This is a genomic window from Azospirillum melinis, assembly GCF_013340935.1.
GTDB classification, from domain to species: Bacteria; Pseudomonadota; Alphaproteobacteria; order Azospirillales; family Azospirillaceae; genus Azospirillum; species Azospirillum melinis.
Genome location: NZ_WHOS01000011.1, coordinates 112,836 through 126,291 on the forward strand (window position 1 = coordinate 112,836; position 13,456 = coordinate 126,291).

Annotated in this window: 14 protein-coding genes and 1 tRNA gene; 10 read left to right on the forward strand and 5 right to left on the reverse strand. The window is 68.3% G+C overall.

Annotated features, from left to right (window positions below; all coding sequences use genetic code 11):
• The first annotated feature begins 24 nt into the window (after positions 1–24).
• Positions 25–912 carry an FkbM family methyltransferase gene (locus GBZ48_RS10935; RefSeq protein ID WP_246307122.1) on the forward strand — a complete coding sequence of 296 codons (888 nt, stop codon included), beginning with the start codon at positions 25–27 and terminating at the stop codon, positions 910–912.
• 30 nt (positions 913–942) lie between these two features.
• On the opposite strand, the gene GBZ48_RS10940 is transcribed toward GBZ48_RS10935, so the two are convergent.
• A complete protein-coding gene (locus tag GBZ48_RS10940) occupies positions 943–1,794 on the reverse strand; it encodes a PilZ domain-containing protein (RefSeq protein WP_174471071.1) in 852 nt (283 codons plus the stop codon).
• A 187-nt stretch (positions 1,795–1,981) separates the two neighbouring features.
• Between GBZ48_RS10940 and GBZ48_RS10945 the strand changes: the two genes are divergently transcribed.
• From GBZ48_RS10945 to GBZ48_RS10965, 5 genes are all read left to right on the forward strand, one after another.
• Positions 1,982–3,079 (forward strand): serine hydrolase domain-containing protein, encoded by a 1,098-nt coding sequence (locus GBZ48_RS10945; RefSeq protein WP_174471072.1) that lies wholly within the window; start codon positions 1,982–1,984, stop codon positions 3,077–3,079.
• A 172-nt stretch (positions 3,080–3,251) separates the two neighbouring features.
• The gene (locus GBZ48_RS10950) at positions 3,252–4,997 is read left to right on the forward strand and encodes a long-chain-fatty-acid--CoA ligase (RefSeq protein ID WP_174471073.1); all 1,746 of its coding nucleotides are present in this window, start codon (positions 3,252–3,254) and stop codon (positions 4,995–4,997) included.
• Positions 4,994–5,284, forward strand: a complete 291-nt coding sequence (locus tag GBZ48_RS10955) for an acylphosphatase (protein WP_174471074.1) — start codon at positions 4,994–4,996, stop codon at positions 5,282–5,284. The genes GBZ48_RS10950 and GBZ48_RS10955 overlap by 4 nt, the downstream gene beginning before the upstream one ends.
• A 90-nt stretch (positions 5,285–5,374) precedes the next feature.
• Positions 5,375–6,265, forward strand: a complete 891-nt coding sequence (locus GBZ48_RS10960; RefSeq protein WP_174471075.1) for a hypothetical protein — start codon at positions 5,375–5,377, stop codon at positions 6,263–6,265.
• Positions 6,252–6,764: a hypothetical protein gene (locus GBZ48_RS10965; protein WP_174471076.1), complete on the forward strand. Its 513-nt coding sequence runs from the start codon at positions 6,252–6,254 to the stop codon at positions 6,762–6,764. Before GBZ48_RS10960 ends, GBZ48_RS10965 begins: the two co-directional genes overlap by 14 nt.
• Here GBZ48_RS10965 and lipB read toward each other — a convergent pair.
• Positions 6,761–7,495: a lipoyl(octanoyl) transferase LipB gene (lipB, locus tag GBZ48_RS10970; RefSeq protein ID WP_211105715.1), complete on the reverse strand. Its 735-nt coding sequence runs from the start codon at positions 7,493–7,495 to the stop codon at positions 6,761–6,763. The genes GBZ48_RS10965 and lipB overlap by 4 nt on opposite strands.
• A gap of 186 nt (positions 7,496–7,681) precedes the next feature.
• Here lipB and GBZ48_RS10975 point away from each other — a divergent pair.
• Positions 7,682–7,766: transfer RNA gene (locus GBZ48_RS10975), tRNA-Leu, on the forward strand.
• A gap of 105 nt (positions 7,767–7,871) precedes the next feature.
• Here GBZ48_RS10975 and GBZ48_RS10980 read toward each other — a convergent pair.
• A complete protein-coding gene (locus tag GBZ48_RS10980) occupies positions 7,872–8,585 on the reverse strand; it encodes a phosphatase PAP2 family protein (RefSeq protein WP_174471077.1) in 714 nt (237 codons plus the stop codon).
• A gap of 388 nt (positions 8,586–8,973) precedes the next feature.
• Between GBZ48_RS10980 and GBZ48_RS10985 the strand changes: the two genes are divergently transcribed.
• A complete protein-coding gene (locus GBZ48_RS10985) occupies positions 8,974–9,294 on the forward strand; it encodes a hypothetical protein (RefSeq protein WP_174471078.1) in 321 nt (106 codons plus the stop codon).
• A 93-nt stretch (positions 9,295–9,387) separates the two neighbouring features.
• Here the strand turns inward: GBZ48_RS10985 and GBZ48_RS10990 are convergent, their stop codons facing one another.
• Entirely contained in the window at positions 9,388–9,690 is a 303-nt protein-coding gene (locus GBZ48_RS10990) for an STAS domain-containing protein (RefSeq protein WP_174471079.1), read from the reverse strand.
• 378 nt (positions 9,691–10,068) lie between these two features.
• Between GBZ48_RS10990 and mgtE the strand changes: the two genes are divergently transcribed.
• Complete coding sequence (gene mgtE, locus GBZ48_RS10995) at positions 10,069–11,496, forward strand: magnesium transporter (RefSeq protein ID WP_174471080.1); 1,428 nt, start codon at positions 10,069–10,071, stop codon at positions 11,494–11,496.
• Between the two features lie 51 nt (positions 11,497–11,547).
• On the opposite strand, the gene GBZ48_RS11000 is transcribed toward mgtE, so the two are convergent.
• On the reverse strand, positions 11,548–12,504 hold the full coding sequence (locus tag GBZ48_RS11000; protein WP_174471081.1) for an acetyl-CoA carboxylase carboxyltransferase subunit alpha: 957 nt from the start codon (positions 12,502–12,504) through the stop codon (positions 11,548–11,550).
• Positions 12,505–12,697: 193 nt separating this feature from the next.
• Between GBZ48_RS11000 and GBZ48_RS11005 the strand changes: the two genes are divergently transcribed.
• Entirely contained in the window at positions 12,698–13,450 is a 753-nt protein-coding gene (locus tag GBZ48_RS11005; protein ID WP_174471082.1) for a class I SAM-dependent methyltransferase, read from the forward strand.
• Positions 13,451–13,456 lie beyond the last annotated feature (6 nt).

Sequence of the window (13,456 nt, forward strand, 5' to 3'; positions counted from 1 at the left end):
CCGATGGAGCGGCAGGAGGGGGCGATGGCTGACGATCTGCTGGGTGGAGAAGGACCGGTCGGGCTGGTGAAGGCGCGGCACGGCCTGATGATGTACCGGCGGACCGACAGCGTCGTCGGGCGTTCGCTCGGCTATTACGGCGAATATTTCGAGCAGGAGGTCGCACTGTTCCGCCAGTGCGTCCGGGGCGGCGACCGGGTGGTCGACGTCGGCGCCAACATCGGCGCCCACACGGTGGCGCTGGCGCGGCTGGTCGGCCCCGCCGGCCGGGTGCTGGCTCTGGAGCCGGTCGATGCCAACCACCGGCTGCTCTGCGGAAATCTGGCGCTGAACGGGCTGGACTGGGCCGACGGCTTGCTGGCCGCTGCCGGGGCTGCCGATGGCATGCTGCATCTCGCCGCGGTGGCGATGGACACGGACGGCAATTTCGGCGCGCTGTCCCTTGACGAACTGGCCGGCGACCGGCCAGTGCCGGTGCATCGCCTGGACGGGCTGTGCCGTGAGGGGGCGGGCCGCATCCGCCTGATCAAGATCGATGTCGAAGGCATGGAAGCGGAGGTTCTGGAGGGCGCGCGCGGCCTGATCGCCCGCGACCGGCCAGTCCTGTATGTGGAGAACGACCGTCCCGACCGGTCGGCCGCCCTGATCCGCCTGCTCGGCGAGCTGGGCTATGCCTGCTACTGGTATCTGCCGGCCTTCCACAATCCCGCCAATTTCGCCGGCCGGTCGGAAGCGATCTTCGGCTATGGGCTGGTCGACAACGGGACGGAGATCCACGGGCTCGGCATGGGGATCAACCTGTTCTGCCTGCCGGCGGAAGCGGGTGCGCGGATCAACGGCCTGCTGCCGGTCGCCGGTCCGGACGAACATCCGCTGGTGCGTGGCCACAACGGGCGCTTCATCGGTGGCTGACGGCGCGGTGCGGGCCTGAGGACGGCCGCATCAGCGCTCCGGTTCGGGCTTGATGCCGGCTTCCTTCATGGCGTGCATCAGGTCCAGCATCACGGTGCTGATGTCGGGGAAGGACAGGGCCACCGCGTGGCGGTCGGGGTCGAGGCGCACCACATGGGCGATCTGCCGGCCGCCGACCCGATGGCCGGCCTTGTCCGGGCCGGCAGTTTCCGGGATGTCCGGGCAATGCAGGTCCAGCCGCAGCTTGCCGCCGACGGCATGGGCGAACTCCTCCGGCGGCAGATCGACCAGCAGGCCACGGGTCGACCAGTTGATCGTGGTGCCGCGCCGGCCCTCCGCCTCCACCGTCAGGACCGGATCGGCATAGCGGATGGCACGGCGGCGTTCGATCCCGTTCGGCGGCTTGGCGCCGACATCGTGCTGGTCGAGCTTGCGTTTGGCTGCCTGCTTGGTGCGCTCGTCCACCCCGTCCTTGCTGGTCATCAGCGTCGCCTGCACGCGCCGTTCGACGCCGTGGCGGAACTCGTCGTCGGCACCCAAGCGCAGGGCCTTGGCGAAATGGTCCTTGGCCTGGGTCAGCAGCGCGTTGCGCCCCTTTTCGTCGCCGCGATGACCGCAGCGTTCGGCCTGGACCAGCAGCGAATCGACGCTGCGCTGGTAGGCGCCGCGCTGGTAGACGCGGGACAGCTCGCGGAACTCGGCGGCGCGCAGGCTGGGGAATTCCCGGGTCTTCAGCAGCCCGGCCAGCCCCTCCGCCAGCGCGTCGACATGGGCGGGATCGCCGGTTTCCGCCTCCCGGCGCAGGATCCGGGCCGCCTCCTCTGCCTTGCGAAGCAGCTGATCTTCCAGTTTACGGCGTTGGTCGGCGTCCATCACGGGCATGGCGCGGCCCTCCACACGGGCGGTCGCATCAGGATAGCCCAACTCGTGGGGTGCGTCAGCGGCCGGCTATGGTTAATGGGACAGTTGAGGGGCGCCCCACTAGGATCGGACCGGATTTTCATTTGCCGGCCGACGGCCTTCTTATCTGTGATGACAAACGGAAACGGCGGCGGGGAGCGGACGGGTGATGGGTAAGGACAGGAACGGGGCGGCCGGGGCGGATCCCGAATTGGCGGTGCTGACCGCGGCGCTCGCCGGCCTGCTGGAGGAGGACAGCGCAAGCCCGGCCCCGGCCTCCACGGCGCTCGTCGCCATCGCCATCGCCCGCGGCCGGGGCGCCGATGCGGAACCGGTGCGGACGCTGATCCTGCGCCGGCGGGCGACGCGCAGCGGGGCGGCGGGCAAGGATTTGGCCGACCGGCGTGCCCTGGTCTACAGCCTGACCAAGACGATCCTTGCCGCCGCGGTTCTGCGGCTGGTCGCCCGTGGCGTGGTCGAACTGGATGGGCCGGCGGAGCGCTGGCTGCCGGAACTGGCCGGACGGCCGGGATCGGTCACCGTGGCGCAGATCCTGACCCACCGCGCCGGACTGCCGGATTATGGCGGACAGGCCGACTATCACGCCGCCGTCGCCGCTGGTGCGGCGCCCTGGAGCGGCGACGGGTTCCTGGCCCGCTGCGGACTGGAGGGGCCGCCGGTCGGCAGCTTCGCCTATTCCAACATCGGCTATCTGCTGATCGGCCGGCTGCTGGAGCGGACGGGCGGCGCTCCGCTGGCGGAGGTTCTGGCGCGCGAGGTCTTCGCGCCGCTCGGCCTCGCCAGCGCGTCGCTGCTGCGTGACCGCACCGACCTCGACGGGCTGTTCTTCGGGCCGAGCCCGGCCTTCGGCGGGGCTGCGGTGGCGGAGGCCTATCATCCCGGCTGGGTGTCGCATGGGGTGGCGGCGATGACGGCGGCGGACGCCTGCCGCCTCATTCATGGTTTGACCGAGGAGTATCTGCCGGGCCCGTTGCTGCGGCGCATGCGCGATGGGTTGCCGGTCGGCGGGCCGATGGGCGGGCGTCCGTGGGTCGAGCCATCCTATGGGCTGGGGATGATGGTGGAGCTGGACCCGGCGGCCGGTCCCTACTGGGGCCACACCGGCGGCGGTCCGGGGGTGACGCCGGCGGCCTACCACGCGCCGGGGCCGGTCCCGGTCTCCGTCGCCGTCTTCCTGGATGGCGAGGATGGGAACCTCGCCGAATGGATGGCGGTGGAGGTGCTGCACCGGCTGCGCAGTCGATAAGGGAGCGCGCTACATCCCCCGATTGTTCATGCCGTGCTTGTTCATGGGTGTCGCGATCCCATCTCCTCTCCAGGGGACAATTTCCCACTTCCCGGCGTAGGCTTGGGGGAGAAGACGGTGCCGGACGAAACCGGCAACCGGGAGCAAGAACCAATGGGGGAGGAACCGCGCGATGGGAGATGCCGCCCGCAAGCTGCCCGATTATCCATGGCTGGCCTCGTACCCGCCGACGGTGGACTGGGCGATGCCGATCCCGGTCCGGCCGCTGACAGAACTGCTGGAGGGGGCGGTCGCCCACCATGGCGACAAGCCCTGTCTGAATTTCCTCGGCAAGCGCACCAGCTACCGTGAGTTGGGCCGGCTGGTCGACCGCGCCGCCCGCGGCTTCCAGGCCATCGGGGTGGGCAAGGGGACGCGGGTCGGGCTGTTCCTGCCCAACACGCCCTATTACGTCGTCGCCTTCTTCGCCATCCTGAAGGCCGGCGGCACGGTGGTGAACTTCAACCCGCTCTATGCCGAACGCGAACTGGTCCACCAGATCGGCGACAGCGACATCGACCTGATGGTCACGCTGGACCTGAAGCTGCTGTATGACAAGATGGCGCGGATGCTGGCCGAGACCGGGCTGAAGCGGCTGGTGATCTGCCGCATGGCCGACATCCTGCCCTTCCCGAAGAACTGGCTGTTCCCCATCGCCAAAAAGGCGGAGATCGCCGCGATTCCGCGCGACGACCGCCACATCCCCTTTGCCAGGCTGATCGCCAACGACGGCCGGCCGAGCCCGGTCGCCATCGATGCGCGCGAGGACGTGGCGGTGCTGCAATACACCGGCGGCACCACAGGCGTGCCGAAGGGCGCGATGCTGACCCACGCCAACCTCTACGCCAACACCATCCAGTGCGCGACCTGGTACGCGGCCAAGGAGCGCAAGCCGGGGGAGGGCGGTGCGGAAGACGGGCAGGAGCGCATGCTGGGCGTGCTGCCGCTGTTCCATGTCTTCGCCATGACCGCGGTGATGAATTTCGGCCTGCATCTGGGGGCGGAGATCATCCTGCTGCCGCGCTTCGAGCTGGAGCAGGTGATGCGCACCCTGCAGAAGGAGCGGATCACCCTGTTCCCGGCCGTGCCGACCATCTACACGGCGATCAACCATCACAAGCACCTGAAGGACTACGATCTGTCCTCCATCCGCTTCTGCATGTCGGGCGGGGCGCCGCTGCCGCTGGAGGTGAAGGAGGCGTTCGAGCGCACCACCGGCTGCACGCTGGTGGAGGGCTACGGCCTGTCGGAATGCTCGCCCGTCGCGACGGTGAACCCGGCGGTGCTGCACAGCGATAAGAAGGGCTCCATCGGTCTGCCGCTGCCCGGCACGATCATCGAGATCGTCAGCCTGGAGGAGCCGCGCCGCGTCCTGCCTCCCGGCGAGAAGGGCGAGGTCTGCATCCGCGGGCCGCAGGTGATGAAGGGCTACTGGCGCCGCCCGGCCGAAACGGCGCAGACGCTGATCGACGGGCGGCTGCACACCGGCGATGTCGGGATTATGGACGAGGACGGCTACACCACCATCGTCGACCGCATCAAGGACATGATCCTGTGCAGCGGCTTCAACGTCTATCCCCGCAATGTGGAGGAGGCGATCTACCTGCACCCCGCCGTCGCCGAATGCGTGGTGGCCGGCGTGCCGGACGAGTATCGCGGCCAGACGGTCAAGGCCTATGTCCGGCTGGACGACGGCCAGAGCCTGACCGCCGAGGCGCTGATCGCCTTCCTGAAGGACAAGCTGTCGCCCATCGAGATGCCGAAAGTCGTGGAATTCCGCCAGGAGCTGCCCAAGACCATGATCGGAAAACTGTCCCGCAAGGCCCTGCTGGACGAGGAGCAGGGCAGGCGTACCGCGGCAAAGGATGGCGCCGCATGAGCGCGGTGGACCGGAAGGCGGTGCGTGTCCGCATCCAGGGCAAGGTGCAGGGGGTGTGGTATCGCGGCTGGACCGTCGACCGGGCCGGCACGCTCGGCCTGACCGGCTGGGTGCGCAACCGCAGCGACGGCACGGTGGAGGCCCTGTTCGCCGGTCCCGCCGACAGTGTCGACCGCATGGTGGAAGCCTGCCGCCGCGGCCCGCCGTCGGCAATCGTCCGCGACGTGGTGTCCGAACCGGAGCAGGACCCGGGCATGGCCGGATTCGAGCAGCGGCCGACGGTGTGAGCCCTGCATTAGCCTTCCGCTAACCATGATGGCGGCATGCTGGCGGCGGACGCAGGTTTTGGGCCTTGTGGTTGAGGGGCGACGGCCGGGATGACCGCCAGCAAATCGGATGTGGCCGGGATGAAGGCCATGCTCACCGGAGTCTTCGCCAAGGCGGCGAAGGCGAAGGACAAGGCTGGCCGCAAGCCGGGGGCCGTCCCGGCTCCGAAATCTTCCACTGTGCCGGGGCAAGACCCTGCCGTCCGTCTCAGCCTGGGGCCGGCGGTGGTGGAGGATGCGCCGGCACGCCCGTTCCACGCTCCGGCGGGTGATGATGATCTTGCCGACCGGCTGGAGCTCGCGATCCGGGCGCTGGCGCGCGACCTGGGGCGGCTGCTGACCGCTTTCGGGATGGACGGGAGCGAGGCCACAGCGGCGGAGACGGCGCTGGCCGTCCGCTTCGGCTATGCCGAGCGCCGGGTAGCCGCCGCGGCGCTGGATGGTCCGGCGGGCGCCTTTCGGCCCTTGGCTGACGGTGTCCGTCAGGATGTGGCGGTCGAGCTGAGCGGGATCGGCCTTGTCCTGTCCGATGGGACGGCGGGCTTGCGGCTGGATAGTGCGGCCCTTGGTCTGGCGCGGGTGCCGGTGGAGGAGAAGGGGGAGGGGCTGGCCGCCATGCTCGGCGCCCTCCGCTCCGCCATCCGGCCGGGCAAGGGGCTGACGGTCGAGACCGACCGTGTCGCCATCGACGATCTGGGCCGGATGATGGAGATTCTGACCGCGGCGATGACCACGCCGCCGCAAGGTCTGGAAGGCACGGTGACGCTGTCGCCCTCGGGTGCGCCTGCCGATGGCGGGGCGATGGAGCTGTCGCTGACGCTGTCCGGCCGGCTGGGAGAGGCGGTCGTCCCCGCATCGCCCGAACGCAAGCCGGCAAAGGAGACGCTGCCCGGCGAGGTGGTTGGCGAGGTGAAGGAGCGTGGGTTCGATGTCCGGATTTGATGTGCGTTCCCTGGCGGTCCTTTGGCTGTGCGGGCTGGTGCTGCCGGGGACCGCTCCGGCGCTGGCCGGTGCGCTGGAGCGGACGGAGCCCGGCCATCAGGCGCCGCCGCAGCCGGGGGCCAACCTGCCCATCGCGCCGCCCATCGTGCAGTATGCGCTGCCGTCGCAATGGATGACGATCCGCTCCAAGGAGGACTGGCGCAAGGCCGGTACCTTCGAGAAGGAGTTGAGCAAGGATTGCGCCGCCCTGCGCTTCAGCGAAATCGAGCCGATGCGCTTCCGCGCCTATTACAATGGCGAGGTGCTGGGCGTCGCCTTCGGCCATGGGCTGAACCTGCACGACCCCGGCAGGAAGGCCGACCGCAAGAAAATCTACCTGTTCCGCAACGGCGATTCGACCAACTGCACCGTGCAGTCGATGGACAACAAGGACCCGCGGGTGAACCCCGCCGGCAACCAGGCCGCCACCCCGGCCGCCGGTGGGTTCAAGAAGTACTAAATCCCGTCCTCGCCCCGCGCCGCGCCGCCGAACACCTCCGGCCAAGCCGCGATCAGGGCGGAGTCCACATCCTCCATCGTCACCAGCTGGCCCAGCGCCACGATGGAGGTGACGCCATGCTCGGCGATGCCGCAGGGGACGATGCCGCCGAAATGGGAGAGGTCGGGCTCGACGTTCAGGGCGATGCCGTGGAAGCTGACCCAGCGGCGCACCCGCACGCCGATGGCGGCGATCTTGTCCTCCTGTCCCTTCAGCCCGCCATAGGGCTGCTTGTCGACCCAGATGCCGACGCGCCCTTCGCGCCGCTCGCCCTTGATGTTGAAGGAGGCGAGCGTGCGGACGATCCACTCCTCCAGGTCGCGGACGAAGCCGCGGATGTCGGCACCGCGCGCCTTCAGGTCCAGCATGACGTAGGCAACCCGCTGTCCCGGCCCGTGATAGGTGTACTGGCCGCCGCGGCCGCTGCGGTAGACGGGGAAGCGGTCCGCCTCCAGCAGATCCTCGTCGCGCGCGCTGGTGCCGGCGGTGTAGAGCGGCGGATGTTCCAGCAGCCAGACCAGTTCCGGTGCCGTGCCGGCGCGGATCGCCTCGACGCGCGCCTCCATCTCGGCGATGGCGTCGGGGTAGGGCACGGGCTCGTCGGAGATGCGCCACTCGATCGGCTGCCGGATGGTGGAGGGATCGGGCTGACTGGCGGGAAGGCTGGCAGGCTGGCTGGTCAGGGAGGTCATTCGATGGGGTCTCTGGCGCTAGGGGCGGCGGTGCCGGCAAGGGTCTCGTGGGACCGGCCGGAGGGCCGTTCCGAAATTTTCTTCGCAGAAGATGATTGTAGCGCTTGATCGACCGTCGGGAAGCTGATATCTACCCGCTCCACCCGATGAGGCGCGCAAGCGAGCGTCGGGGACTACCAGCCTGATGCGGTCGTGGCGGAATTGGTAGACGCGCAGCGTTGAGGTCGCTGTGGGGCAACCCGTGGAAGTTCGAGTCTTCTCGACCGCACCACTCTCCCATGCAGATGGGACCATCCCGGGGATACGGGAAAGACGAAAGGCCCGCAGGTCGCAAGACCGAGCGGGCTTTTTCGTATCCGGGCTCCGGGCTGCGCTATCACCCCGCCAGCGCGTGCAGCAGCTTCGATGCTCCGCCCGCGGCGCGGCGGACATCCTCGAACAGCACCATCACCTCGTAGATCGCCAGGAAGGCGCCGCCGTAGAACCAGGGGCGCCAGCGTTCCTCAATCCAGGCGACCAGCCGGTGGACTCCGCCCATCGGCAGCAGCCGGGCGACCGCGACGGCGCCGAGGATGCCCAGCAGCGCACCGCCGGTGACGTCGCCGGGGTAATGCAGGCCGAGATAGACCCGCGGCAGCGAGATCACCAGCGCCGCCCACAGGCAGGCCAGCAGTCCCCACGGGCGGGAGGCGCGGACGAAGGTGGCGGCCAGTGCGAAGCCCAGGGCGGCATTGTCGCTGGGGAAGGAACTCCAGTTCTTCAGCGCCTCGCGGCTCTGGCCGATGGGTGGGACGAAGGGCAGGCCGGCGTCGTGCAGCGGTCGGGGCCGGGCCGGCATCACCGCCTGGATCAGGATGGATGCCGCCACCGCCAGTACCACGGCGGCGATGGCGTCCACCACCAGCCGGCGTCCGCCTTGCGTGTCCTCCCGGCGGAACCAGAGCCACCACAGCGCCGCGCTGAACAGGCCGAGCTTGACCAGATAGATGTTGGCGATCCCGCGCACCGCCATGTCCAAGGCCGCGCTGTGCCCGGCAAACTGGTTCAGCCAGAGCAGCAGCGTCTGGTCGAGGCGATGCAGCGACTCCACACGGCGTCTCCTCTGCTGGACGGCAGGCAAGCGCCAAGTGTTGCGGTTTTATGACGGCGACGGTCAACGGAGCATCGGAAGGCGCCATCCGGGTCAGGGGCGGCGGCTTCGGGGTGCCTCTCCCGCCGATGCCTCGCGCTGGCGCCGGGCCATACACTCCCGATTGCAGACAGCGGGTGGCTTCATGAGATGAAGAAGCATTTGATATCAATGTCGATAACATGAAGAAAATATAATCGGCTGAATGATGCTGTCAGAGAACAATTCCCCTGCTGTTTTCTGCCCTACTCTTGCCGCTTATCGAAAGTGGTAATATCCTGCGCTGCGAGAGACGGAGTGGGTGGCGATAAGCCAAGCCATTCAAGATACGGATTGCATGGGGGATTTGATGGCGACTGTCGTGATGATGAAACACCCGCAGACGGGGCTTACCAAGAAGGGGCTGGTCGGGTTCAGCTGGACCACGCTGTTCTTCGGCGGCTTTCCTGCCCTGTTCCGCGGCGACTGGGGAATGGGCCTTCTTCTGACGCTGCTGGCCTTCTTCACCGGTAACATTTCCAGCATCATCGCCGCGTTTCTCTACAACAAGAGCTACACGTCGAAGCTGATCGAGAAGGGCTATGTCTTCGCCGATACGGAAGCGCTGAACAGCCTGGCCCGCGCCAAGCTCGGCGTCGATACGGCCGCTGCGGTGCCGAACCCGACCTGATCGGCCCTGACCGATCAGCCTCTGGGGCCTGAAAAAGAGTACGGGCGGCGCACGGTACGGCGCCGCCCGTGCTCTTTTCAACCTTTGGTCTTTTCAGCGGAATTCGATGTAGCGGTCCAGCGTGGCGCGGCGCAGTGCGCGGACGATGTGAGGGGGTGCGCCGCTGGCGACGATGTGGCCGCCGGCCTCCCGGCAGCGGTTGGCCAGGATAAACATCATCCCGATGGCGGCGGAATCGATGAAGGTGACGAAACGCAGGTCGATCCGGACCACCGGGTTGGCTGCGAAATCCCAGTCGCGCAGCATGTCATGGAAGCGGTTGCCATCCTCATAGGTGCAGCGGCCGGACAACAGGATGCCGTCGCAACCGTCGACAGTGGTGAAGGCATACTCCATCGGCCCGTCCAGTCCCTCTCCCCATGATGCGGCGCCTGCGATGTGCCGCCGGCCCATGGGAGCATGAAGGGTTGCGGCGGTGCAAGGGTATGGTGGCAAAAGCGGCCAAGCCGGCCGGCCCCTGCCGAAGCGGGCTGGACAAACCGGGGCGACGCCTCTATGTCGGGGTCGCTTCCGTCGACACCGGTTCTGTTGCTGTGCAGCGGGTCTCCGGAGCCGGCCGGAAGGCTTCCACAACCCGCAAACCCTGAACGCCGCCGGCCCCGTCCGTTGTTGCGGAGCCGTCCGCCATTTCCTTGCCGCTGTTCCCTTACCGCGGGACACCCGGCATTCCGGCTTGGCATCTGGGGATTGCATCGTCGAAGGGAGGGTGCCGGCATGCACACCGATCCCCATGCACCGGTTCCGCGGACGGACAGCGCCGCCACCCCCCATGGCCATGCCCAGGAGGTGGAGGACGAACGTCGCTACGGCGTCGAGCCGGACTTCGTGGAGGAGATCGCCGGCCTTCTGCGCGCCCGCGAGCGCGATGCCGTGCTGGCGCGGCTGGACGGGCTGCATGCCGCCGACATCGCCGACCTGATCGAACAGGCCGAACCGGCCGAGCGCGCCGACCTGATCGACCTGCTGCCGGCGGAACTGGACGGCGAGGTGCTGTCCTACCTGAACCCGGACCTGCGCGAATCGCTGATCGGGCGGTTCGAGCCGCAGGAGCTGGCCGACGCTGTCGCCGACCTCGACACCGACGATGCGGTGGAGCTGATCGAGGATCTGGACGCGGAGACGCGGGCGCAGATCCTGGCGAAGCTGCCCGATGCCGAACGCGCCCTGGTTCAGGAGAACCTGACCTACGACGAGGACAGCGCCGGCCGCATGATGCAGCGCGAGCTGGTCGCGGTGCCGGAATTCTGGACGGTCGGCAAGACCATCGACTTCGTCCGGGCGGCGACCGATACGCTGCCGGAGGATTTCTACGACATCTTCATCGTCGATCCGATGCACCGGGTGGTCGGGGCCGTGCCGCTGTCGCGCCTGCTGCGCCAGCGCCGGGCCGTGCGCATCGCCGATCTGGTGACCGGCGAGGTCGACGCCATCCCCGCCACCATGGAGCGGGAGGAGGTGGCGAACCTGTTCCGGCAATACGCCCTGGTCTCCGCCCCCGTGGTCGATGCCGCCGGCCGGCTGATCGGCGTCATCACCGTCGACGACGTCGTGCGCATCATCGACGAGGAGGCGGACGACGATCTGCGCAAGCTGAGCGGGTCGGGCGACACCGGCGTGTTCAGCGGCATCGGCGACATCGCACGCAGTCGTGTCGGTTGGCTGACCATCAACCTCGGCACCGCTTTCCTGGCGTCGGGGGTGATCTCGCTGTTCGAGGGCACCATCGAGCAGATCGTGGCGCTTGCGGTGCTGATGCCCATCGTCGCCTCGATGGGCGGCAATGCCGGCACCCAGACGCTGGCCGTCGTCGTCCGCGCGCTCGCGACTCACGACCTGTCGTCGGCCAACGCGATGCGCGTGGTGGGGAAGGAGCTGCTGGTCGGGTTGATCAACGGCGGCATCTTCGCCGTGATGGTCGGGCTGATCGCGCTGGTCTGGTACGGCCCGCTGATCGGCGTCGTCATCGGACTCGCCATGATCATCAATCTGGTCGTGGCGGGCCTGAGCGGTGCCCTGATCCCGCTGGGGCTGGAAAAGCTGGGGGTGGACCCGGCGGTGTCGAGTGCGGTGTTCCTGACGACGGTAACGGACGTCGTCGGCTTCCTGGCGTTCCTCGGATTGGCTTCGGTGTTTTTGCTGTAGGGGAGAGTCTCCCCCGCGATTGCGGGGGAGGGCCGCACGGGGCTTAGGGCCTCAGCCCAGCCCCTTCTGCCCCATCTCCAGGAACTTCTCGCGGCGCTTGGCGCGCAAAGTGACGCCGTCCAGCCCGTCCAGTTCGCCCAGCGACTCTTCGATGCAGTCGCCCAGCTTCTTGATCGTCTCGGCCGGGTCGCGGTGGGCGCCGCCGATGGGCTCGCTCACCACATGGTCGATGACGCCCAGCTCCTTCAGGTCCTGGCTGATCAGGCGCAGCGCGATGGCCGCCTCACCCGCCATGTCGGAACTGCGCCACAGGATCGACGCGCAGCCTTCCGGCGAGATCACCGAATATATCGCGTGTTCCAGCATCAGCACGCGGTCGGCGGTGGCAATCGCGATGGCGCCGCCCGAGCCGCCTTCGCCGATGACCGAGGCGACCATCGGCACGTTCAGCCGCAGGCAGCGCTCGATGCTCTTGGCGATGGCCTCGGCCTGGCCGCGCTCCTCCGCCTGGACGCCGGGGAAGGCGCCGGCGGTGTCGACCAGCGAGACGACTGGCAGCTTGAAGCGGTCGGCCAGATCCATCAGGCGCTGGGCCTTGCGGTAGCCTTCCGGCTTCGCCATGCCGAAATTGTGGCGGACGCGCGTTTCGGTGTCGTTGCCCTTTTCCTGGCCGATCACCACCACGGACCGGCCGCGGAAGCGACCCAGACCGCCGATGACCGCGCGGTCCTCGGCGAAATGGCGGTCGCCGGCCAGCGGCGTGAAGTCCTCGATCAGGCCATGCACATAGTCCAGGCAGTGCGGCCGATTGGGGTGGCGGGCCACCTGAACCTTCTGCGCGGGCGTGAGTTTGGCGTAGGTCTGCCGCAGGAGCTTGTCGACCTTGGCCTGCAGCTTTGCGACCTCGTCGGCGATGTTGATGTCGCCGGCGTTGGTCAGGTGCCGCAACTCCTCGATCTTGCCTTCAAGCTCGGCGATCGGCTTTTCGAATTCCAGGAAGGTCTGCATGCCGGACACAGGTGGTTGGCGAGGCGCACGAAAAATCGCGCGCTTGGTAGCACGCCCGGCGCGCCTGCGCCACAGCGGAAAGATGCGGGTCACCCTGGGAAGGGTTCCGCGACGAACCCACAGGGTTTATCCTCATCCGCCGGGAAATTCCAAGCCTAATCGTTGTCCCGGTTGATCGAGGCGATCCCATCCCATGCGTTCCTTCAAGGACCATTTTTCCGGCCATGCGGGCGATTACCGCGCGTTCCGGCCGACCTATCCGTCCGGATTGGCCGCCGCCCTGGCCGATGCGGCACCGGGGCGCGGGCTGGCCTGGGACGTCGGCTGCGGCAACGGGCAGTTCTCCGTGGCGCTGGCCGGGCAGTTCGCGGCGGTCCGGGCCACCGATGCCAGCGCCGAGCAGATCGCCCAGGCTGAATCGCATGATCGCGTCCGCTATGCCGTCGCCCCGGCGGAGGAGAGCGGCCTGCCCGACGGCTGCTGCGACCTGATCGTCGCGGCGCAGGCGGCGCATTGGTTCGACCTCGGGCGCTTCTATGCCGAGGTGCGGCGGGTGGCTAAGCCGGGGGCGGCGGTGGCGCTGGTCTGCTACGGCCGGCAGTGGCTGGACGATCCCGTGCTGGACCCGGTGGTGGAGCAATTCCACAACGGCACGCTGGGACCTTACTGGCCGGCCGACCGCTGGAAGGTGATCGAGGGCTATCGCGGCATGGACTTCCCGTTTCCCGAGCTTCCGGTGCCGCCGCTGGCGATGGAGGCGGTGTGGCCGCTGCCGCGGCTGCTCGGCTACATGAACACCTGGTCGGGGGTGAAGGCCGCGACCAGGGCGCTGGGCAGCAACCCACTGGAGACGTTCGCGGAAGAGATCGCGCCGCTGTGGGGCGATCCGGAGACGGAACGGCGGATCCGCTGGCCGCTGACGGTCCGGCTGGGGCGGGTGGGGTAGGGGGCG

Coding starts and splice junctions, on each gene's coding strand:
- GBZ48_RS10935 (WP_246307122.1), top strand. CDS start 25: ATGGCTGACGATCTGCTGGGTGGAGAAGGACCGGTCGGGCTGGTGAAG.
- GBZ48_RS10940 (WP_174471071.1), bottom strand. CDS start 1,794: ATGCCCGTGATGGACGCCGACCAACGCCGTAAACTGGAAGATCAGCTG.
- GBZ48_RS10945 (WP_174471072.1), top strand. CDS start 1,982: ATGGGTAAGGACAGGAACGGGGCGGCCGGGGCGGATCCCGAATTGGCG.
- GBZ48_RS10950 (WP_174471073.1), top strand. CDS start 3,252: ATGGGAGATGCCGCCCGCAAGCTGCCCGATTATCCATGGCTGGCCTCG.
- GBZ48_RS10955 (WP_174471074.1), top strand. CDS start 4,994: ATGAGCGCGGTGGACCGGAAGGCGGTGCGTGTCCGCATCCAGGGCAAG.
- GBZ48_RS10960 (WP_174471075.1), top strand. CDS start 5,375: ATGACCGCCAGCAAATCGGATGTGGCCGGGATGAAGGCCATGCTCACC.
- GBZ48_RS10965 (WP_174471076.1), top strand. CDS start 6,252: ATGTCCGGATTTGATGTGCGTTCCCTGGCGGTCCTTTGGCTGTGCGGG.
- lipB (WP_211105715.1), bottom strand. CDS start 7,495: ATGACCTCCCTGACCAGCCAGCCTGCCAGCCTTCCCGCCAGTCAGCCC.
- GBZ48_RS10985 (WP_174471078.1), top strand. CDS start 8,974: ATGGCGACTGTCGTGATGATGAAACACCCGCAGACGGGGCTTACCAAG.
- GBZ48_RS10990 (WP_174471079.1), bottom strand. CDS start 9,690: ATGGAGTATGCCTTCACCACTGTCGACGGTTGCGACGGCATCCTGTTG.
- mgtE (WP_174471080.1), top strand. CDS start 10,069: ATGCACACCGATCCCCATGCACCGGTTCCGCGGACGGACAGCGCCGCC.
- GBZ48_RS11000 (WP_174471081.1), bottom strand. CDS start 12,504: ATGCAGACCTTCCTGGAATTCGAAAAGCCGATCGCCGAGCTTGAAGGC.
- GBZ48_RS11005 (WP_174471082.1), top strand. CDS start 12,698: ATGCGTTCCTTCAAGGACCATTTTTCCGGCCATGCGGGCGATTACCGC.